16 protein-coding genes are annotated in these 21,731 nt (G+C 73.5%); 2 read left to right on the top strand and 14 right to left on the bottom strand.

Features of this window, described 5'->3' with window-relative positions:
* Positions 1-4: 4 nt before the first annotated feature.
* Both B8281_RS08875 and B8281_RS08870 read right to left on the bottom strand, forming a co-directional pair.
* Positions 5-3,370 carry a glycosyltransferase gene (locus B8281_RS08875; protein ID WP_085387522.1) on the bottom strand — a complete coding sequence of 1,122 codons (3,366 nt, stop codon included), beginning with the start codon at positions 3,368-3,370 and terminating at the stop codon, positions 5-7.
* Positions 3,371-3,502: 132 nt separating this feature from the next.
* Complete coding sequence (locus tag B8281_RS08870; protein WP_021482334.1) at positions 3,503-3,832, bottom strand: WhiB family transcriptional regulator; 330 nt, start codon at positions 3,830-3,832, stop codon at positions 3,503-3,505.
* Positions 3,833-4,010: 178 nt separating this feature from the next.
* Here B8281_RS08870 and B8281_RS08865 point away from each other — a divergent pair, with 178 nt between their 5' ends.
* On the top strand, positions 4,011-4,808 hold the full coding sequence (locus B8281_RS08865) for a TIGR03089 family protein (protein WP_085387521.1): 798 nt from the start codon (positions 4,011-4,013) through the stop codon (positions 4,806-4,808).
* A gap of 34 nt (positions 4,809-4,842) precedes the next feature.
* Here the strand turns inward: B8281_RS08865 and B8281_RS08860 are convergent, their stop codons facing one another.
* From B8281_RS08860 to B8281_RS08815, 10 genes are all read right to left on the bottom strand, one after another.
* Entirely contained in the window at positions 4,843-5,565 is a 723-nt protein-coding gene (locus B8281_RS08860) for an ABC transporter ATP-binding protein (RefSeq protein ID WP_034650565.1), read from the bottom strand.
* On the bottom strand, positions 5,565-6,419 hold the full coding sequence (locus B8281_RS08855) for an ABC transporter permease (protein WP_034650568.1): 855 nt from the start codon (positions 6,417-6,419) through the stop codon (positions 5,565-5,567). Before B8281_RS08855 ends, B8281_RS08860 begins: the two co-directional genes overlap by 1 nt.
* Entirely contained in the window at positions 6,416-8,413 is a 1,998-nt protein-coding gene (locus tag B8281_RS08850) for a glycosyltransferase (protein WP_034650571.1), read from the bottom strand. The genes B8281_RS08855 and B8281_RS08850 overlap by 4 nt, the downstream gene beginning before the upstream one ends.
* Positions 8,410-9,597, bottom strand: a complete 1,188-nt coding sequence (gene glf / locus B8281_RS08845; protein ID WP_034650576.1) for a UDP-galactopyranose mutase — start codon at positions 9,595-9,597, stop codon at positions 8,410-8,412. The genes B8281_RS08850 and glf overlap by 4 nt, the downstream gene beginning before the upstream one ends.
* Positions 9,598-9,709: 112 nt before the next feature.
* Complete coding sequence (locus tag B8281_RS08840) at positions 9,710-11,683, bottom strand: DUF6541 family protein (RefSeq protein WP_043652143.1); 1,974 nt, start codon at positions 11,681-11,683, stop codon at positions 9,710-9,712.
* A gap of 15 nt (positions 11,684-11,698) precedes the next feature.
* Positions 11,699-12,586, bottom strand: a complete 888-nt coding sequence (locus B8281_RS08835; RefSeq protein WP_051027626.1) for a glycosyltransferase — start codon at positions 12,584-12,586, stop codon at positions 11,699-11,701.
* Positions 12,583-13,548, bottom strand: coding sequence for a glycosyltransferase (locus tag B8281_RS08830; RefSeq protein ID WP_085387520.1), 966 nt, complete (start codon positions 13,546-13,548; stop codon positions 12,583-12,585). Before B8281_RS08830 ends, B8281_RS08835 begins: the two co-directional genes overlap by 4 nt.
* Positions 13,545-14,843: a nucleotide sugar dehydrogenase gene (locus tag B8281_RS08825; RefSeq protein ID WP_043652141.1), complete on the bottom strand. Its 1,299-nt coding sequence runs from the start codon at positions 14,841-14,843 to the stop codon at positions 13,545-13,547. Before B8281_RS08825 ends, B8281_RS08830 begins: the two co-directional genes overlap by 4 nt.
* 56 nt (positions 14,844-14,899) lie before the next feature.
* Positions 14,900-15,985: a hypothetical protein gene (locus B8281_RS08820; protein WP_034650588.1), complete on the bottom strand. Its 1,086-nt coding sequence runs from the start codon at positions 15,983-15,985 to the stop codon at positions 14,900-14,902.
* The gene (locus tag B8281_RS08815) at positions 15,982-17,091 is read right to left on the bottom strand and encodes a glycosyltransferase (protein ID WP_085387519.1); all 1,110 of its coding nucleotides are present in this window, start codon (positions 17,089-17,091) and stop codon (positions 15,982-15,984) included. Before B8281_RS08815 ends, B8281_RS08820 begins: the two co-directional genes overlap by 4 nt.
* 42 nt (positions 17,092-17,133) lie before the next feature.
* Between B8281_RS08815 and wecB the strand changes: the two genes are divergently transcribed.
* The gene (wecB, locus tag B8281_RS08810; protein WP_085387518.1) at positions 17,134-18,195 is read left to right on the top strand and encodes a non-hydrolyzing UDP-N-acetylglucosamine 2-epimerase; all 1,062 of its coding nucleotides are present in this window, start codon (positions 17,134-17,136) and stop codon (positions 18,193-18,195) included.
* Between the two features lie 16 nt (positions 18,196-18,211).
* On the opposite strand, the gene B8281_RS08805 is transcribed toward wecB, so the two are convergent.
* Positions 18,212-20,587 (bottom strand): glycosyltransferase, encoded by a 2,376-nt coding sequence (locus tag B8281_RS08805; protein WP_085387517.1) that lies wholly within the window; start codon positions 20,585-20,587, stop codon positions 18,212-18,214.
* Positions 20,584-21,714, bottom strand: coding sequence for a glycosyltransferase (locus B8281_RS08800; protein WP_085387516.1), 1,131 nt, complete (start codon positions 21,712-21,714; stop codon positions 20,584-20,586). The genes B8281_RS08805 and B8281_RS08800 overlap by 4 nt, the downstream gene beginning before the upstream one ends.
* Positions 21,715-21,731: the final 17 nt, after the last annotated feature.

Raw genomic sequence — 21,731 nt, 5'->3', positions numbered from 1 at the left:
GTTCCTACCTCGTTCCCGCGCGACGGCGCCGGACCGGCACCGCGAGCAGCACGTACACGACCAGGGTCACGCCCGCCGCCGCCATCCAGCCGGACCGGTGGTCCGCGGCGTGGTACACCTCGAGCCGCCCGGCGTCGGTCCCGAGGGCGAAGGCCTGCAACCCGCCGGTCGTCGCCGGGTCGACCGCCTCCAGCGGGCGGCCGTCGAGCGTCGCGCGCCACCCGGACGACGCGTCCTCCGCGAGGACGACCTGCCGGTCCTCAGCCCCCTCGGGCACGGTCGTGACGACCGGGCGCAGCGCGTCGCGGTCCGCGGCCAGCGGCTCGACGCCCGCGCCGGACTCGACGCGCGCCCACGACGGCTCGCCTCCCTCGGGCACGACGCGCCAGAGCAGCGCCGAGCGGCCCTCCGTCATGCGCTCGAGCCCCGGCACCATGTCGAGCCGGGCGACGAGCTCGGCCCGCGCCTGGTCCTCCGGCGCGGACGCGGGCAGGAGCACGGCCCCGACGCCCAGACGGCCCAGGCCGTCGGCGACGTCCGCCGACGTCCCGGAGACGAGCTCCGCGACGAGCCGGGGCAGCTCGCCCTCGGTCACCGCGGGGTCGGCCGCCTGCCACGCGTGCACGACGACCGACGAGTCGACCGCCTGCGGACCGTCCGAGCGCAGCGCTGCGTACTCGACGACGCCATCCGGACCGTGCTCCAGGGTGAGCACGCGCGCCTGGCGCGGCGAGGACTGCATCTGGCGGCCGACCGGCGGCACCACCGGCTCGGTCGTGGCCACGACCGAGCCGACCCGGGCGTCGTCGCGGTCGAGCACGCCCACGGTCCAGGACGCGGCGGCCCCGAGGGGGAGCAGGGTGACGACGAGCGCGAGCGCGACGACGGCGCCCGAGCGCCAGGCCGGGGCCCCGGCGCCGGGCCACCGCGGGGCGCCCGCGAGCGCGGCGCCGAGGAGGGCGAGCAGCGCGAGCGACAGCCCGGCGCCGGGCCACCCCGTGACCGGGGCGTCGGGCGACGCCCCCGCGGCCACGACGGTCGACCCGGCGAGGACGGCGGCGGCCAGCCCGAGCGCCGCGACGAACCACGCCCCCACGGCCAGACGGCGGCCGCGCAGCACGGCGAGCACGGCGAGCGCCACGACGACCGCGCCGGCGGCGAACGGGGCCCAGCGCGCCAGGAGGTCACCGGCGCCGCTCCCGTCGAGCCCGAACCACGCCTCGGGCGCGGTCGGCAGCCCCAGGAGCTGCTGCCACGGCGCGGCGGGCGTCGCCGCGACCGGCGCGCCCGGGTCGGCGAGCAGCAGCCGCCACCCGCCGTCGCCCGCGGTGCGGGCGACGTGCACGAGGAACGGAGCGAAGAGCACGAGGGCCGGCACGGGGACGAGGGCGAGGTAGCGGCGGTGCGCCCGGACCCCGAGCGCCACGACGACGAGCACGACCACGCCGACGGGCAGGAGCACGGGCGCCCCGGCGACGGCGACCGCGAACAGCAGGCCCGCGGTGGCGGCGGCCGCGAGCGATCCCGGCTCGCGGCGCGCGCCCCGGCGGACGACGTCCTGCGTCGGGTGCGCGACGACGTCGAGCCGCTGGAGCCCGAGCGCGCGGACGACCGCGAGCGCGAGCCACGGGAGCGTCGCGTGCACGAGGACCGCGCCGACCCGGCCGGCTCCCACGGCGGTGAGGAGCGCGGGAGCGGCGACCCAGACGAGCGTCGCCCAGGCCCGGAGCGGCACGGAGCGCGTGACCGCGCCCGCGGCGAACCACGCCCCCAGGCCGGCCGCGAGGAAGCACGCGGGGACGAGCAGGTTCACGGCGGTCTGCGTGGCGCCGCCGGCGAGCAGGGACGCCGGGACCAGCGCGGACACGAACGGGTCCGCCGGCGCGGGCGCGCCGAGCCCCGTGGTGACCCAGCCGGTCGTCGCCGCGCGCCACACGTCCCCGAGCGTCCCCGTGGCCGGGAGGAGCGACCCGCCGACGAGCCGTCCGCCCGCGAGGAGAGCCCCCGCCAGCGGCCCGAACACGACGGCGGTGAACCCCGCCAGCACGACGGCGGCCCCGGCGAGCCCGGCCCGACGCCGCACCGCGAGGGCGCGCAGCTCGCGCCGCTCGATGTCGGTCGGCGCCCACGCGGTGCGCCGCTGCTCGGCGCGCGCGAGGCGGCGGTCGCGCCGCTCGACGAGCACCTCGCGCCACGTGCCGCGCAGCGGGCGCAGCGCTCGGCGCGGGAGCGTCCGGGTCCGGCGCGCCACGCGGCGCGCCCGCACGACGGGCCCGACCCGCACGAGCGCCCACAGCGGCGCGAGCAGCTCGTCCCGGGCCTGCCCCGGCTGCTTGACGAGCAGCCGGAACGCAGCGTGGAAGGGTGCGCCGACGACCATCGCGAGCGCGACGAACGGGAGCCACGGTGCCGCGACGCCGACGAGCCGCGCGTGGAGCTGGGAGTGACGGCGCGCCGCCGACGACGCGTCGGGGTCCGGGGCGGGGAGCGCCGTCGTCCCGCGCCGGCGCTCGCGCAGGCCGAGCAGGGAGGCCTGCGCGTGCCGCACCACGGCCGACGGCACGACGACGACCCGGTGCCCCGCGAGGCGCGCCCGCCGGCACAGGTCCAGGCCGTCGCCGAACGGGCCGAGCTCGGGGTCGGTCCCGCCGAGCTCCTGCCACACGGCCCGCCGCACGAGCGCCCCGGCGAGCCCGACGGCGAGCACGTCCTCGCGCGCGTCGTGCTGCCCCTGGTCGACCTCGTCCTCGTCGATGCCGGTCAGGCGGCGGCCGAGCGGCGTCGTGGTCACGCCCACCTCGACGAGGCGGCTGACCGTGCCCGGCTCGAACGGCGCCGCGAGCTGCGCGTCGGTGCCGGGCACCCAGCGCTCCTGCTTGGGGCCGGCCACCGCGACCGCGCTCGAGTGCTCGACGGCGCGCAGCAGCTCGGCGAGCGCGTCGGGCGCAGGGGCCGAGTCGTCGTGCAGGAGCCAGAGCCACGTGCCCGGCTCGACGTTCGCGAGGGCCGTGTCGACCGCGTCGCCGAACGAGCGGGCGCGCGGCGCCGCGACGAAGCGCGCGTCCCCGAGCTGCAGGCCCTGGTGCTCGCTGCTCGCGTCGCCGGTCGCGGCGTCGACGACGACGACCTCGTGCGGGCTCGTCGTCTGGGCGCGCAGCGCCGCCAGCGTGTGGGCGAGGAACGGGGTGCGGCCGCGCGTCACGACGACCGCCGTGACCGTGGTCACGACGGGCAGCGCGCCCGTCACGGCGGCGACGATCCCGGGTGCCGCGACGACGCCCGGCACGGCGGCGGCGCGCGCGGCGGCCCCCGGCGTGACGTCGCCGGGACGGGCGCTGCGCGCGGACGTGGTGAGGTCGGAGGAAGTCATGTCCCGTCGATCATGCGACGGACACGGCTCCAGGCGCGGCATTTGCGCGCCCCGGTGTGGCGGGTGTCGGCCACCCGTCACGACGGCACCCGTCGGCGACGCCGACGAGCCCTCCGGGCCGAGGCCCGGTCGTCAGACGACGCGGCGCTTGAGCTTGCGGCGCTCCCGCTCGGAGAGCCCGCCCCAGATGCCGAAGCGCTCGTCGTGCTCGAGCGCGTACTCCAGGCACTCGGCCCGGACCTCGCAGCCCGTGCAGACCTTCTTCGCCTCGCGCGTGGACCCGCCCTTCTCCGGGAAGAAGGCCTCCGGGTCCGTCTGGGCGCACAGCGCGCGCTCCTGCCACCCCATGAGCGAGTCGTCGACCGGCTCACCGAAGAGCGGCAGCACCGGTGCCACGCGCTCCACCTCTCGCTCAGCGTCGGAGGGGAAGACCCCGCCCGTCCCGTCCAGCATGTTCCACATTGCTCGCCCCTTCATGCCGTTCGCCGGGCCTCGAGCGAGAACCAGGCAGGAAACTGCATTGAAGAAATTACACGCGTGTCATCCGCGGGCGTCAAGCCGAAATGTGATAGCCCCGCGGAGGGCCCGGGTGAAACCACCACATCTCGGGTGTCGATATCAGCACCCTAGGGTGGTGTCCATGGTGACCGCTCCCCACTCCCGCACCCCTCGCGACGGCCGTCCTGCCCACGTCTCTGACCTGCTCCGACTCGTCACGCGCGACCCCGGTCGCCCCCGTCTCACGTGGTACGGGGACGACGGCGAGCGCGTCGAGCTCTCCGGCGCGGTGCTCGAGAACTGGGTCAACAAGACGACGAACCTGCTCGTCGAGGAATTCGACGCCGGTCCCGGAACGCGGGTCGTTCTCGATCTTCCCGTGCATTGGCGCACCGTCGTCTGGGCGTTGGCTGCATGGCGCGTGGGAGCCACCGTGGTCCTGGTCGACGAGAATGCCACCGCCCCGGGCACCACGCACGCCGACCTGGTCGTCACCCACCGTCCTGACGTGTGGACGAGTTCCGGCGCGGAGCTCGTCGCCGTGGCTCTCCCCGCCCTGGCACGCCGGTTCGACGGCGCGCTGCCCCCCGGGGCGATCGACGCCGCGTCGGCGGTGATGAGCTACGGGGACCAGCTCGGCTGGGCACCCGAGCCGGACCCGACGCTGGACGCGCTCGTGGACCCGCGCGCGGGCGGACCCCTCGTCGTCCGCCACGAGAGCCTCGTGCAGCCCTCCGCGGGCGTCGGGGACGCCGGGCCGGGGCCGCGCGCCCTCGTCGGGCTGGAGGTCGGCTCGGTCGCCTCCACGCTGCGCGAGGTTCTCGCCCTCCTGGCCGCCGACGGGTCCGCGGTCGTGCTCTCCCCTGCCACGGCCGGTCTGCTGTCGGCCGACGAGCAGCGGCTCCAGCGCCTCGTGTCGACCGAGCGCGTCACCCGCTGACGCGCTCGGCCGAGGCCGTGGACCGCGCAGGCCGTCAGTCGCCGCGCATCTTCTCCACGACGGCGTGCGACTCGCCGTCCGCGACGACCACACCCTTCTCGAGGAGGACGCCGCGGTCGCACAGGTCGGCGACCATGTCGAGGTCGTGGCTGACGATCACCAGCGTGCGGCCCTCGTCGCGCAGCTGGCGCACACGCTCGAGACACTTGCGCTGGAACGGCTCGTCCCCCACCGCGAGGATCTCGTCGATGAGGAAGACCTCCGGGTCGGAGTGCACCGCGACGGCGAACGCGAGCCGCAGGAACATGCCGGAGGAGTAGAACTTCACCTCGGTGTCGATGAACTTCTCGATCTCGCTGAACGCGACGATCTCGTCGAACCGCTGCTCCACCTGCTTCTCGGACATCCCGAGGATCGCACCGTTCAGCAGGACGTTCTCGCGACCGGTCAGGTCGGGGTGGAAGCCCGCACCGACCTCGATGAGACCCGCGACCCGCCCCCGCGTTCCGATCGAGCCCGCGTCGGGCTGCAGCACGCCGGAGATGAGCTTGAGCAGGGTCGACTTGCCGGAGCCGTTGAACCCCAGCAGCGCGACCGTCTCGCCCTCCTCGACGGTGAGCGAGACGTCGTCGAGCGCGAGGAAGGTGTCGGACAGGTCCTTGCCCCGGACCATCGCGACGGCCAGCTCCTTGAGAGAGCGGTTGTGCCGCAGCGTGAACCGCTTCTGGACGTGAGAGATCTCGATGGACGACGTCATCACAGCTCCTGCGCGAAGCGCCCCTCGAGGCGCCGGAAGACGGACTGCCCGAGGAACACGACCACGACCGAGATGGCGAGGCCGACGAAGCCCCACATCCACAGGTTCGGCGGCATCGCGGCGGTGCGCGACGTGGCGGGGAACCAGAAGCAGTAGTGGAAGAGCTCCACGGCGGCCGTGATGGGGTTGAGCTGGTAGACGGTGAAGAGCCAGCCGGGCAGCGTGTCCCGGACCATCTCCCAGCTGTACAGGATCGGCGACGCCCAGGTGGCGACCATCACGATGAGGTCGACGAAGTTCTCGGCGTCGCGATAGAAGACGTTGATCGCACCGGCCAGGAGCCCCAGCCCGAGCGCGAGCGTCGCGATGATCACCAGCCCCAGCAGACCCGCCGCGACCTCCGCCGGGTTCGGCCTCCACCCCGCGATCACCGTACCGACCAGCAGGACGACGAGCTGCGGGAAGAAGTGCACCGCCGAGACGTAGATCGACGCCACGGGGAACAGCTCACGCGGCAGGTAGATCTTCCGCACGAGCGGCGCGTTCCAGACGATGGAGCGCGTCGCGTTGCCGAAGCCCTCGCCGAAGAAGTTGATGACGACGATGCCCGAGAAGAGGTAGACCGCGTAGTCCTCGATCTGGTCGCCCAGCCGGAGGAACAGACCCATCGCCACGAAGAACACGGCGAACTGGGTCGCCGGCTTGACGTACGACCAGGCCATCCCCAGCACCGACCCGCGGTAGCGGACCCGGAGCTCCTTGCGGACGATCAGGCGGAGCAGGAACCGTCGGTCGAGGACGTCGAGGAGACCTCTGCCCTGCCCGGGGGCGACGAGCGGAGCCGGTGCGTTCACGACGACGGCGGGTTGTCGGAGAAGGTCCGCTCCCACGCCTCGACGGACGTGATGCGCGGGAGCGCGTCACGGTAGGTGGTCCGCAGGTCGCCCCACCGCGCGAAGAGCTCCGCGTGGAGCTTCACGGCCTCGGTGAGCATCGTGCGCACGACCCGCGGGTCCCTCCGGTGCCAGGAGACACCGGTGCCCTCGGCGTTGGAGACGATCGCGGAGTCGTACTGCGACAGGCGCCACCACCGGGCGTCCTGGTGCGGGACGACGGCCTCGGGACGCTCCCGCTTGTTCTCCGGGACCGGCTTGGCGATCTGCCGGACGACGGTCTTCGCCGCCCACGGCCCCAGCATCAGGCGGCTGGGCATCTGGACGCCACGCCCCTTGTTCCGGGGCTTCGCCGCCGCGGGCGCGGGGAACTCGTCGAGGTCGGGCTTGAGCTGGGCGTCCGTGAAGTCCTGCGTGAGCCGACGGATCTCCGGGAGCTTCGTCCCGATCATCCCGTGCAGGCCGTCCGGTCCGGCGAGGACGTCCCGCATCGCGAGGATGCGCCCCTGCTCGGTGTAGTACTGCATCGAGATCAGGTGCTTGACGTCCATGTACGTGGACTCGCGGAGCACCCGCCCGCCCCGCTCGTACAGGGAGTAGAGCAGCGCCGTGATGAGCCGGTTGCGCTCGTGGAAGTACGACTGCCATCCCACGAGGTCGTCCTTGTCCCCCCACGACACGTGCCAGACGGCCGCCCCGGGGAGCGAGACCGTCGGGAAGCCGTGCGCCCGCGCACGCAGGCCGTACTCGGCGTCGTCCCACTTGATGAAGACCGGGAGCGACAGGCCGATCGTCCGGATCACCTCGGTGGGGATGAGGCACATCCACCAGCCGTTGTAGTCCACGTCCGCGCGCCGGTGCAGCCACGAGGTGGCCCGGAGCCCGCTCTCGCGGAAGTCGTGGCCGTTCTCCATGTCCGGGTGCGGGACGCCGGGCTGGATGCGCCACGGCTCGACGATCTCGCCGAAGGTGTGCAGGACCGAGCGGTTGTACATGTCGAACATGTGCCCGCCGACGAGCGTCGGCACCCGCGTGAAGTCCGCGAACGTCACGAGCCGCAGGATGCTCTCCGGCTCGAGGACGATGTCGTCGTCGAGGAGGATCACGTAGTCGCTGCGGCCGGCGGTGACGGTCTCGTACATGGCGCGCGAGAAACCGCCCGAGCCGCCGATGTTGGCCTGCTTGATGATGCGGAGCTGGTCGCCCATCTCCGCCGCCACGTCGGCGAAGCCGTCCTCGTCCTCGACGCGCTGCGACCCCTGGTCGACGATGATCAGCTCGTCGAGGAGCGCACGTACGGAGTCGTTCTCGGCCACGCTGCGGATCGTCTCGAGGCAGAAGTCCGGTCGGTTGAACGTCGTGATGCCGAGCGACGTCCGGCCGTGCCGAGCCGCCTCGTCCTCGACCTCCCACACCGCGCGCTCGAGCACCAGGGGCTCGGTGCCGCCGATGAGGTCGAACCAGTACCACCCGCCGTCACCGAACCGGTCGAGCGGGAGGTCCACCGAGATCGTCTGGCGCCCCTCCACGTGGAACGACTCCACCCGGTGCTGGGCGCCCTTCGCGTTCGAGCGGTAGACCGTGAGGTTCCCGTTGCCCACGAGCTCGGCGGTCAGCCGGACGGAGCGCACCACGGTCCACCGGCGCCAGTACCCGGCGGGGAACGCGTTGAAGTAGCTGCCGAACGAGACGCGGCGCCCGGCCCGGACGCTCATCGACAGACGGCTGCGGATGTCCTGGGCACGGACGGACTCGGAGACGCGGGGGGCCGCGCCCGCGCCCGCGCCCGTCCGGAGCGACTCGAAGTCCGTCTTGGACGGTGCCGGTCGCGCCTCCCCCGCCTCGACGTAGAGGGCCAGGCTGTCGGAGTCGGACTCCACCGGGAAGATGACCCGCTGGACCGTCCGCATGGTCCCGCTCTGCGTCGTCGTCTGCTGCTCCTCGGTCGCCGTCACGCGTCGACCCCTCCGCTCTCGATTCGCGTGCCCCCGCCGAAGTGCGGCGCAAGCTTGTTGTCGACCACGGAGAGCGCTGCTCCGATGGCCATGTGCATGTCGAGGTACTTGTAGGTACCGAGCCGGCCGCCGAAGATCACGTCCGTCTCCCCCGCCGCGAGGTCGCGGTACTTGAGGAGGCGCTCCCGGTCCGCCGGCGTGTTCACCGGGTAGTACGGCTCGTCGGCGCGGTCGGCGAAGCGGGAGAACTCCCGCATGATCACCGTCTTGTCCGTGGGGTAGTCCCGCTCGGGGTGGAAGTGCCGGAACTCGTGGATGCGCGTGTACGGCACGTCCGCGTCGGCGTAGTTCATCACCGGGGTGCCCTGGAAGTCACCGACCGGGAGGACCTCCTCCTCGAAGTCGAGCGTGCGCCACGACAGGTCGCCCTCGGCATAGTCGAAGTAGCGGTCGACCGGCCCCGTGTAGACGACCGGCACGTTCCCCACCACGTTGCCCTTGCTCACCGGCTGGGACTCGTCGAAGAAGTCGACGCCCAGACGCACCTCGATGTTCTTGTGGTCGGCCATGCGCTCGAGCCACGCCGTGTAGCCGTCGACCGGCAGACCCTCGTGCGTGTCGTTGAAGTACCGGTTGTCGTACGTGTACCGCACCGGCAGCCTCGAGATGATCGACGCGGGCAGCTCGCGCGGGTCCGTCTGCCACTGCTTCGCCGTGTACTCGCGGATGAAGGCCTCGTACAGCGGGCGCCCGATGAGCGAGACCCCCTGCTCGTCGAGGTTCTCCGGCTTCTTGCCGCCGAGCTCGGCGGACAGCTCCTTGACGAGCGCGCGCGCGGCGTCGGGGCCGTGCGCCGAACGGAAGAACTGGTTGATCGTGCCGAGGTTGATCGGCATCGGGAAGACCTCGCCACGGTGCGTGGTGTACACGCGGTGCACGTAGCTCGTGAACGCCGTGAAGCGGTTGACGTACTCCCAGACCCGTTCGTTCGACGTGTGGAACAGGTGCGCGCCGTAGCGGTGCACCTCGATCCCGGTCGACTCCTCGGCCTCGCTGTAGGCGTTGCCACCGATGTGGGACCGGCGGTCGATCACGAGGACCTTCCGGTCGAACTCTGCGGCGATCCGCTCCGCGACGGTCAGGCCGAAGAAACCCGAACCGACAACGACAAGGTCGGCGTCCACTCAATCTCCTTAGGTAGCACGCTGGCCGGGACAGCCTACGTGACCGGCACGGCCGGGAATGCCTGCAGCGGGTCGCGGGGAACGGTCAACACGGAACGTTCACGCGCCAGGACTACCCGCAGGACGTGATCGCGTACACCCGCGCCGACCCGCCCTCGTCGACGAGCTCGAGACCGAGCGGCAGGTCCTCGGGGTCGTCGAGAAGAGCCTCGTAGCGGACCTGGTTCTCGTTCTCCGGCCAGTAGGGCCGGGAGTCCGTGTAGAGGTGCGTCACCCCGGTCCGCTCCAGCGCCGCGCAGACGTCGTCGACGTCGCTCCGCGAGTCGAGCTCCGTCGCGAGGAGCAACTCGTCCGGCCCCCAGCTCCCGCTGATGTGCGGGAACACGACGTCGTGACCGGTGAGCCCGTAGACGAACGGCGCGCCGGTGAAGGGGGACCCCAGCACGACCGCGTCGTCCGGCAGCTCGTCCTCGAGGCGGTCGATCATGTCGAGCTCGTCCTGCGTGACCATGCCCCAGCGGCCCTCGGGGTCGGCGTAGTAGAGGTCGTACATCCACTGCCGTCCGTCCGCGCGCAGCCACCCGCTGCCGACGACCACCGCGACGAGGGCGACGGCGGTCACCACCTCGGCCGCGACCGCGGCCCGACCGGCACCGCGGCCGTCCAGGGCGCGGCGGACCGCCTCGCCCGCACCCACCAGACCGAGCGCGGTCAACGGTGCCATCACCACCACGCAGAGCGCCCCGATGCGCAAGGGGTCCGAGTACCACGGGCCGACGACCCACTGGAGCGCGGGCAGCGGCGCGACGGTGAGCGTGTACATGCCCAGCACGATCAGCAGGCTGACCGTGAGCCACCGCCCCCGGCGCAGCAGGAACGTCGTGAGGATCCCCAGGACCACGAGGCCGAGCAGCCACCAGGCGCGGTCCGTGTTCCCGTAGAGCATGGCGCCCTGCTGGGAGTCGGTGACGACGCTGAGGACGGCGTCGAGGCGCCCTTCGAGATGCTCACGCCGGTACGACGACACCGAGCGGACCAGAGGGGAGAACAGGAGGACGACGGCGAGCACGACGACCGCGACGGGGATCCCGACCACGACCGACCGCACCGCCCGGGAAGCCTCGCGGTAGCCGCGTGCGGCACGCCACCACGCCGCCGCCCACAGCGGGGCGCTGAGCACCACGTAGGCGAGCAGCCCGTTGGGGTGGCAGACCGTGACCCCGCCGAGCACGGCCACGAGCCCCGTCAGCACCGCGGGTCTGCTGCCGGGGTCGGCCCCCGGCAGCACGGCACGTCGCATCCCCGTCAGCCGGACGGTCAGGGCGAGCGCGACCGGCACGAGCGCGAAGGCGAGCGCGTTGGGCCAGAGCGTCCCGACCGACTGGATACGAGCGGGGAACGCGATGAACGCACTGCCCAGGCACATCGCCACGACAGGTGCGAGGCGGCTCGTCGGCACGACCGCACCGACCAGGCAGGCCAGCCCCAGCGGCCAGACGACCGCGGCCACCACGATGGCCGTGACGTTCACCGCGGCGGGGATCGAGTCGCCGACGACGAGCGCGACGAGGTCGTGCCACCCGGCCGGGTAGAAGCGCTCGACCTGCGGGTTGCTCGACACCGCGCCGAGGTGGAGCGTCGACCCGTCACCCGTCTCCAGGATCCATCGCACCGCGTTCACGTGGAAGGGCGTGTCCCACGTCTGGGCGGGCATCCCGGGGTCGATCATGCCGCGCTTGATCGGGAGCGCCGCGAGGGGCGCCGACACGACGAGACCCACGAGGGTCCACAGCGTGGAGGGCGGGGAGGCTGCGTCGGTCGGCCAGCGGCTGCCGAGCAGGCGTCGCAGACCCAGCACGCACACCACCGCGACCACCGTGACCACGAGCGCACCGAGCCGGCCCCACGGCATCCCGACGAGATCGAGGAGCACCGCGCCGGCGCCGAGGACGGCGACGCTCGCCGCAGGGGCGACAGCGAGCAACCAGACGCGCCGCAGGCCGAGCGCCGCGCCGACGGCGAGGCCCGGCCCGAACAGGAACAGCAGCGCCCACCCGAGCTCGTCCAGGACGGACCACCAGCTCACCGAGCCCTCGATTCTTCACTCACGACGGGACCTCGCCCGGCGGTTCGCGTGCCGGGCGGGCATCAGCGGCTCCCGTCGGACCGCCACCGCGACCCATGCCCGATACAGGGCACGCCGGACCGGTTCGCCCAGGACACGATATCCGCCCCGGACGAGAACGTTGCGCACGAACTGCGCGAGCGTCGTGAACCCGATCGCCCGCATCCGCCGCTGCAGCTCGATCTCGGACCGCAGGAGCCGGCGTCCGCCGCGCCGTCGGTAGGCCCCGGCGTCGACGCGGTACAGCACGAGGGGGTCGGGGACGTTCGCCACCCGGGCACCGCGCGCGATCATGCGGGCGAAGAGCCAGTAGTCCTCGAGGAGGTCGAGGTGCTCGTAGCCACCGGCCTCACGGACCGCGCTGCGACGGAACACCACGGTCGGGTGGTTGAACGGGGACGCGAACCGGGCCCGTCGCACGATCTCCGCCTGCGTCGTGGGAGGCACGCGGACGAGCCCGTCGCCGGGCCGGCTGTCGTCGAGCTCCTCGATGGCGCTGCCCACGAGGTCGAACCCGCGCTCGAGGAGCGGCAGCTGGGCGGCGAAGCGCTCCGGGCGCGAGACGTCGTCGGCGTCCTGCCGGGCGACGACCTCGTGACGACAGCGCACGAGGCCGGCCTCCAGGGCGCGGGCGAGGCCGACGTTCGCCTCGAGCCGGACATGGTCGACCGGGACGGCGGAGGCGGCGACGAGCGCGAGGACGGCCTCGTCGAGCTCCGGGCCCGTCGGGCCGTCCTGCACCAGCACCACCTCGTCCGGCGGGAGCGTCTGGTCGGCCGTCACAGAGAGGAACGACCTCCGCAGGTGCTCGGGGTCGTCGCTGCGGTAGTACGGGAGAAGGACGGAGAACGGCGTCGTCGTCACGCCGTGGACCGTTCGAGCCGCTCGACCGAGGCGCTGACCGGACCGAGCCCGGCGAGGACCCGGCTGTTGGGCCGCGGGCGGCGGAACACCCCGTCCCGCAGCCCCTTCACCCCGGCCGCCAGGAGCGTGCGCCGGTCCTGCGAGCGCGCGGCGGTGCGCAGCCACCGTCGTGCGCTGGCCCCGGCGTACAGCACCCGCTCCGACGGCGAGAGCGACGACGAGCGGGTGAGCATCCAGATCTTGTTGCGCACCTCGTAGTAGAACCGAGGACCGGGGTCGGCGTCCGTCGCCCCGAAGGTCTTCGTCCGGTGCTCGACGACGCTCCGCGGCACGTGCAGACCGGTCCCCGAGCGCAGCAGGCGGGCGGAGTACTCGAAGTCGTCGTTCCAGATGAAGTAGTCCGCCACGGGCAGCCCGTGGTGCCGGACCGCGCGCGCGTCGACGAGCATCGAGACGAACGAGGAGGACCGTACCGGCACCGCCGCGACCGAGGCCGCGGACCGCACCTCGGCGCCCGCCGCGCCCGGCCGCCGCCGCGGCGTGTTCATCGGGTGGTCGCGGCCGTCGGTCCACACCACGCGGCTCCCCAGGAGCGCGACGGGCCCCCCGTAGCCGTCGCGCGCGGCCAGGAGCTCCTGCAGCGCCCCCGGCGTCGGGATCGTGTCGTCGTCCATGAGCCAGACCAGGTCGGCGGCCATCTCCTCGACCGCGTGCGCGAGGCCGACGGCGAAGCCCCCGGCACCGCCGGTGTTGCGTGCCAGCTCCAGCACGGTCGGCGCCACGCCGTGGGTCGCGGCGACGACCGCCGAGTCGTCCGGCGACGCGTTGTCCACGACGAGCACCGCGTCCACCGGCCGCGTCTGGACGGCGAGCGCGTCGAGCGCCTCCACGAGCAGGTCCCGGCGCGCGTACGCGACGACGACCGCGACGACCCGCGCCGGCGCGCCGTCCGAGGTGGTCACGCCGTCCCGCCCCCGAGCACGATGCGCGGCGTGCCGGACCAGCGCGCGGCGTCGGTGACCCGACGCCCGTCCACGACGAGGCGGACCCCCGGCAGGCGGTCCGGACCCAGCTCCGCGTACTCCGCGTGGTCGGTCTGCACGACGGCGAGGTCGGCGGCGTCGCCGTACGCGTACGGCTCGAGGCCCAGCGACCGCAGCTCGTCGTCGGAGTAGAGCGGGTCATGGACGACGACGGTCGCGCCTCGCTCCTCGAGCGCCCGGGCGGTGGCGAACACGCCGGAGAACGCCGTCTCCTTGACCCCGCCGCGGTACGCGGCCCCGAGGACCACGGCGCGCAGCCCCGAGAGATCGCCCAGCACCTCGGCGGCGCGCTCGACCACGCGGTCCGGCATCGCGGCGTTCACGGCGCGGGCCTCGCGGACGATCGACGCCTTCGGGTCGACCGACAGGTAGAGGCGGGGATACACCGGGATGCAGTGACCCCCGACCGCGATGCCCGGGCGGTGGATGTGGCTGTACGGCTGGGAGTTGCACGCCTCGATCACGGAGTACACGTCGATGGCGTGCTCGTCGGCGAACAGGGCGAACTGGTTCGCGAGGCCGATGTTGACGTCCCGGTAGGTCGTCTCGGCGAGCTTGGCGAGCTCCGCCGCCTCGGCGGACCCCAGGTCCCACACCCCGTTCGGACGGGCGAGGTCGTCGCGCTCGTCGAACGTGAGGACCGCCTCGTAGAACTCCCGGGCCCGCTGCGCACCGGCCTCCGAGAGCCCTCCGACGAGCTTCGGGTAGCGACGCAGGTCCGCGAACACCCGTCCCGTCAGCACGCGCTCCGGCGAGAAGACGAGGTGGAAGTCCTCGCCCTCGCGCAGGCCGGAGACCTCCTCCAGGAGCGGCTTCCAGCGGTTGCGCGTGGTGCCGACGGGCAGCGTCGTCTCGTACGACACGAGGGTCCCGGGGGTCAGGTGCTCCGCCAGCGACCGCGTCGCGGCGTCCATCCAGCCGAAGTCGGGCTGCGCCGTCTCCTCATCGACGAAGAGCGGCACCACCAGCACGACGGCGTCCGCACCCGGCACCGCGTCCCCGTAGTCGGTCGTCGCGCGCAGCCGGCCCGCGGGGACGAGCTCCGTGAGCTTCTCCTGGAGGTGGGCCTCGCCGGGGAACGGCTCCACCCCGGCGTTGACCTTCTCGACGACGGCGGGATTCACGTCGACGCCCACGACGTCGTGCCCCTGGTCGGCGAACTGGACGGCAAGGGGAAGCCCGATCTTGCCCAGTGCGATGACAGCGATGCGCATGGTGATCCTCAGTGGTGCGTCGTCAGGATGGTGGTCCGAGAGAACAATAGGCGTGCTCAGCGCGTCGCCAGAAACGAGGCCGCCATGAGTCGTGGCGGGGCCTCGCGGGCGAGGAGCCGTGTCAGGTCGCGCGGTGCCACCGTGTCCGGTCGCCCGTGCCGACGCCGACCGATCGATGCGGCGATCAAGGCCTCCGCGGCGACGTCGGGCGCGCGCACCGCGTCGAGGAGGCGACGGTCTGCGAAGGAGAGCACACGGTCGAAACCCGGAGCGGCCTCGTGCAGCGCGACGGCGACGGCCCGCAGGTGCCGACGCTCGTCCGTCGTCCAGAACTCGGGGGCTTGCCGGTGGAACACCGCCCCGAAGACATGGATCCTGAGGATCTTGACCGCGACCGACCGACGCGCGGTGAGGTCCAGCGCGGCGAACCACGGCATCGTCAGCAGGTCGCCGACGAACGCGAGCTCGTCCCCGATCGACCGGGGCGCGTACGTCACCCGCTCGACGGCGTCGTCACCGATCACGTACGAGGGCCCACGCCGGTCCAGCGCCACGCGGGCGCCCGCCCACAGCGCGGTCGCGAAGGCGACGTCCTCCCCGACCGGGAGGCCTGCGCGCATCCGCAGGCCCAGGCGGTCGATCGTCGGTCGTGCCATGAGCCCGAGCGGCGCGCTGCGGTACGCGAGACGGTCCTTGACGAGGTCCAGGTCCCGGGCACGGCCGGGCCGTGCGGGCGGTGTCGGCACGCGGCTCCCGCTCGCGTGCCTCAGGCGCGGTACCACCGCCTCCGCCCCGGTCGCCCGCGCGAGCGCGAGCCATGACGCCAGGGCACCCTCCTCGAGCCAGTCGTCCGAGCCCATGATGCCCACGAAGGGTGCTTCGGCGTGGTCGAGACCGAGGTTGAACGGTCCGGCAGGACTCGGGATGCCGTCGTGCAGCTCGAGCAGCCTGACGCGGCCCCCGACCTCGTCGAGGATCCCGCTCCCCAGACCGTCGGCGATGCGCGCGCGGTCGATGTTGTGGCACACGACGGTGAGCCGGACCCGCACGTCCTGGTGATCCAGCACCGACGCGGCGGCCCGGGCCACGGGCCGCCTCGCGTCGTGGACGGCGACGACGACGTCGACCTCGGGAGCAGTCACCGCCGCGTTCCGCCGCGTGTCCGCAGGGCGTCCCGGTACGCCCCCGCGTAGCCGTCCTGCACGGCCTCCGGGCTGAACCTGTCCCCGATGGTGCCCGCGATCTGCGCGGCGTCGAGCACGCGCGTCCGGTCGTCCGTCGCGAGGATGGCGTCGGCGTAGGCCCCGGCGTCCTGGACTCCCACGAGGCTCCCGACCTCCGGCTCGATGTACTCGCCCTGGCCCCCGGTCGCGCCGACCACGACAGGCCGCCCGTGCACCAGCGCCTCAGCCGCCGAGACGCAGAAGTTGTCCGCCCGTGTGGGCAGGAAGAACATGTCGGCGTCCGCGAGGACGCGCGAGACGCCCCGGGCGTCCTGCACGCCGGCCAGGTGGACGCGGTCCGCGACCCCCAGCTCGCGGGCGCGCTCGAGGACGCGGTCGCGGAGCGGGCCCGAACCGACCCAGGTGAGGTCCGCGACGACGTCGCGCTCCCGGAGCGCGGCGATCGTCTCGACCGCGAGGACGGGGTCCTTCCTGTCGATCAGACCGCCCACGGCGGCCAGCCGCAGCGCCTCGGTCCGCGCGGGGCGCCCAGGGAGCGGCCGGGGAGCGGGCACGATGCACGGGACGATCACGGTGCGGCCCGTGCGGACCGCACGGATCGGCCGCGCCAGGTAGTCGCAGACGGCGGTCACGACGTCGGGCCGCGCCAGGAGCGGCCGCAGCGCCGGGAGCGCGACCCGCCATGACGCGGGGAGCGTGGACGGGTTGGTCAGGCCCGACCAGTGCTCGGTGTGGACCCACGGCACGTCCGGACGACCCAGCCCGAACGGGAGGAGCGCGGAGAACGCCATCGTGTGGACGAGATCGGCGCCCCGGAGCAGAGGTCGGAGCTCTCGCGCCGCACGCACGACGTGATCGGGCCTCTGGGTCGACATCACGACGCGTCGCACCGTGACGCCGTTCCGCTCGACGACGGCCTCGCCGTCGTGGTGCGAGGGGGGCACGAGATGGACGACCTCGACCTCGTGGTCACGCGAGAGCACCTCGACGTCCTTCTCGACGAAAGCACCGAGGGAAGGGCTCGACCCGGTCGGATACCACGTGGTCACGGCGACGATCTTCATCACGGAGGACGGTACCAGGGCGACCGGATAGCATCGTCGCCCGTGAAGCTCCTCAGCGTCGTCGGCGCCCGCCCCCAGTTCGTCAAGCTCGCCCCGATCGCTCGCGCCGCGTCCGCGGCGGGTGTCGAGCACGTCATCGTGCACACCGGCCAGCACTACGACCCGATGCTGTCCGACGTGTTCTTCCAGGACCTCGAGATCCCGGACCCCGACGTGCACCTCGGCGTCGGGTCCGGGAGCCACGGCGTCCAGACGGGCGCCATCCTGGGAGCTCTCGACGGCGTCCTCGAGGAGCACCGCCCGGACTGGGTGCTCGCCTACGGAGACACCAACTCGACGCTCGCCGCCGCCGTCGCCGCCGTCAAGCTGCACTTCCGGCTGGCGCACCTCGAGGCAGGTCTGCGGTCCTTCAACCGACGCATGCCCGAGGAGCACAACCGGGTTCTCACCGACCACGCCGCGGACCTGTGCCTCGCACCGACCGAGGTCGCGATGGGGCACCTCGCGGCCGAAGGGCTCGCCGAGCGATCGGTCCTCGTGGGTGACGTCATGACCGACGTCCTGTTCCAGGTCCGCGACGCCGTCTCCGGCCAGCCCGCCGACCTCGTGACGGAGCTCTCCCTCGAGCGGGGCGGGTACTACGTCGCGACGCTCCACCGCGCGGAGAACACCGACGACCCGCAGCGCCTCCGCGCCATCGCCGACGCCCTGTCCTCGTTGGACCGCCCCGTCGTCCTCCTGGCGCACCCTCGTGTCGTCGCCAAGGCCGCGCTCCACGGCGTGACGCTGGACCAGGGCTCCCTGCGGGTGCACGCCCCGCTCGCCTACCCCGACCTCGTCGCCGCCGTGCTGGCGAGCGCCGGTGTCGTGACGGACTCGGGCGGTCTCCAGAAGGAGGCGTTCCTCCTGCGGGTGCCGTGCACCACCGTCCGCACCGAGACCGAGTGGGTGGAGACGGTCGACCTGGGCTGGAACGTCCTCGCGGACACGACCGAGGAGATCGCGGCAGCCGTCGGCCGTCCGGCGCCTCGGCCCACGGAGGCGGCGCCCTACGGCGACGGCGCGGCCGCCCGCCGGGTCCTGGAGGTCCTGGCGTCGGCGTAGCCGCCCGCGCCTCCCCCTAGTCCGGGACGTGCGGGTCGATCCACGCGTCGAGCAGGACGCGGGCGCTCATCTCGCCGTCGTGCACGGCACGGACGAACTCGCGCCCCGCGACCGCGACCTCCGACCGTCGGCTCGCGTCACGCGCGAGGTCCTCGACGACCGCCTCGATCACGTCCGGCGCCGCCTCCACGACCGGGAGCTCACGACCGGCGGCGGCACGCACGGTGGCTCGGACGTCGTCCAGGACGTGCCCGACGACGACGCAGCCCGCCGCCATGGCCTCGCACGCCGCCACGCCGTAGGACCCCAGCCGGAACTGGTCGAGCACGATGTCCGCGTCGGCCCAGAGCGAGGGCATCCGCGACGACGGGACACCGGAGATCTCGCGGTACTCGATGATCCCGCGGTCGTGCAGGCGCTGCATCGCCGGGCGGATCAGCTCCGTCCCCTTGATGCCCGCGTTGCTCGGGACGTGCGCGACGACGGGGACGGATCTCTCGTCACCTCGGGCGACGGACCAGCGGTCCGGCTCGACGACGACCGGTACCCACGCCGCGCGAGGCAGGTCTGCCAGGAGGTCCGGCGTCGAGACGAAGAGCGGTCGGCCCAGCCGGTCCAGCAGGTCGATGTTCCGCCGCGCCTCCGCCTCGTGGCGAGCGACGTACATGTCGGGGTCCAGGTAGGGCGACCAGGGCGTCCGCCGGACGTGCCGAGACGGCAGCCTGACGTCCGTGCCGTGGGCGAGGTAGGCCGTGGACACCCCTGCGGCGGCGAGCTCGGCCCCCTCCGCCTCGACGTCACGCCAGAACAACCGCCCGAACAGCGGTCGCTCCGCCTCGACCAGCGCGTGGGTGAATCGACGCACGGCGGCGAGCTCGGCCTCCTGCCAGGCACGGGACCTGTGGTACACCGCCTCGGGCACCTCCGTGTCGGAACGGAAGGCGAAGCCTCGCGGGACCTCGACGCTCATGTTGCGCGCGCCGACGTCGGGCCGGGCCCGCTCCAGGGCGCGCGCCCACGCGTACCCCTGCTCCGAGTAGTTGACGGGACCGATGTAGACCCGCGTCGGGGTCGGCGGGAGCGAGGTGGGCGGAGGCACCGCGTCGCGACGGACGGTGCCGAAGCGCCACGCGGCGACGCGTCCGGGGAGGCTGCGGGGGTGGTCCGCGACGTAGTCGACGGCCGCGTTGACGCGGGGTGGGAGCTGCGTGCGCGGGGGCAGTCCCTTGCGAGCCCACGCCGCACGGAGCGCGGTCGCCGTCGTGGGCGGGCGACCAGCGCGCGACGGCTCGGGCGACCCCTCGGTACGGGCGCTGCCGGGCGCTCGGACGGTGGCGCGTCGAAGGACGACCGCTCGCCGGCCCGGGCCGTCGACGTCGATCGTGCGCCACGGCGAGCGCGTCAGCGCGCGGTCGACCGGTGAGCCGTCGAGCCACCGGCGGGCAGCCGCCGCGACCACGTCGGCGCGGCGGCTGCGGGCCGCGCGGAGCAGCCGCGCGTCGGCCACGGACACCGCACCGGCCACCCGCGGCGCGAGCCGGACGATCCCCCGCACCACCCGGTCGAGGCACGCCAGGTCGTCGTCCTCCCACGCCTCCCGCTCCGGGCGTCGGGTCATCGCCGGGACGACGTGGAACCGCACGAGCTTGATCGCGACCGCGAGTCGTACGCGCGGGCCCAGCGACGCGACCGTCGAAGTCCCGAGGAGCCTCTCGACGGGCTCGAGCTCGGCGGCGGCCGGACGCGGCTCCAGCGTGACGCGCTCCGGCGCGTCGGCCCCCATGACGTACGCGGGGAGTCCGGGGTCGTGGTCGACGCGACCGCCCCCGGTGAGCAGCGCCAGCCCGAGCTCGATGTCCTCGCCGGTCCGTAGACCGGGCGTGAGCCTGGTCCCCAGCTTCTCCAGGTACGTCCGTCGCACGAGCCCCAACGGGGCGGTGCGGTACACGAGACGGTCACGGACCAGGTCGAGCGGCTCGGTGCGACCGCGGCGCACGAGGGGGTCGTGCGACCGCGCGCCGTCCTGATGCCGGAGAGGGACCAGGAGATAGTCGGTGGAGCGCTCCTCGGCAAGGGCCACCCAGGCGTCGAGGGCGTCCGCCTCGACGAAGTCGTCCGAGCCCATGATGGCGACGTACCGCGCGTCCGCGAGCGCGAGCCCGTGGTTGAACGGACCGGCGGGCGACCTCTGCCCGTCGTGGAGCTCCACGACGCGGAGCCGGTCGTCCTCGGCGACGGCGCCGAGCGCACCGAGCACCTCGTCGGCACGGAGGTGGTGGGCGACGATCGTGAGCCGCATCGGCACGCGAGCAGCCAGCACGGACGCCGCGGCACGGCCGATCTCCCGGCGGAGGTCGTGCACCGCGACGACCACGTCGACGACGGGCGTCATGCGCGCACGCCCCGGGCGATCGCGTCCACGGCACGGACCCACCCGGCCACCTGCGTCTCCGCGGAGAGGTCACGGGCGGCGGCCTGCGACGCCGCCTTGAAGGAGGCGACGCTCTCGGGCGTGAGCCTCCCCACCGCGTCCGCGAGGGCCCCGGCGGTGAAGTCCTCGGTCACCAGCCCCAGACCGCGCGCACGGACGACCTCGGCCATCTCGGGCGTCGGGCCGACCACGAGCGCCAGCCGCGCCTGGACGTAGTCGAAGAACTTGTTCGGCAGGGCGAACCGGTTGTTGAAGTTGACGGGCGGAAGGACGTGCACGCCGACGTCGTACGTGTTGAGGGTCGCGACGAGCCGCTCGTACGGCACGGCGTCGTGCACGCGCGTGCGGCTCCCCGCGGCGGCGAGGGCGCGGAGCTCGTCGAGGTAGGCGGGCTCGTTGGGCGCGAGGTAGAGGTCGAGGGTCACCGGGGCGGCTGCGCCCTCGACCGCCTCGATGAGGAGCCCGAGGTCGCGGTTCCTCAGCGCCGCACCGCTGTGGACGACACGGACCGTCTCCCCCACGGCGCCCGGAGCGAGGTCGGCGTACGGGGTCGCGTTGGTGACGACACCCGGGCGGAAGCCGAAGTCGTCCTCGTACTGCCGGGCGAGCCCCTGACCCACGGTCGTGGTCGACGCGACCCGACGCACGTACCGGCGGCACAGCCAGCGCACGTAGGGCGCCCGCCAGAACACCCAGGCGCGGACGTCGTCGTGCAGCCGCGGGGAGTACTCGTGCAGGTCGGCGTGGACGCGGCCGGGCGGTGCCAGCTCGAGCGCGAGCGGCACCGTCTCCACGTCGTCGGCGAGCACCACGTCGAACGACCGGCCCGCGAGAAGCCGACGCGCCGCACGGACGGCGCCGGTCGACGAGTACGCGGCGCGGTACAGCCGTGCCGCCAGGAGCCGGAAGTTCGTGTCGTCCGCGCGGACGTCGTCCGGGATCCGCAGGTGCTCGACGCCGCCCGGCGCAGGACCGTACCCGCACGTCGTCACCTGGTAGTCGTCCTGGAACGCGTGGACCTGCTTGAGGACCCGCGCGTCCGAGGCGATCGGCGAGAAGGACAGGATGAGAAGACGGGGACGAGACACAGGGCTCCTCGGCTGGT

Origin of the sequence: Cellulosimicrobium sp. TH-20 (assembly GCF_002105775.1) — a bacterium.
Classification (GTDB): Bacteria; Actinomycetota; Actinomycetes; order Actinomycetales; family Cellulomonadaceae; genus Cellulosimicrobium; species Cellulosimicrobium funkei.
This window is presented reverse-complemented; position numbering and strand designations above follow the sequence as displayed.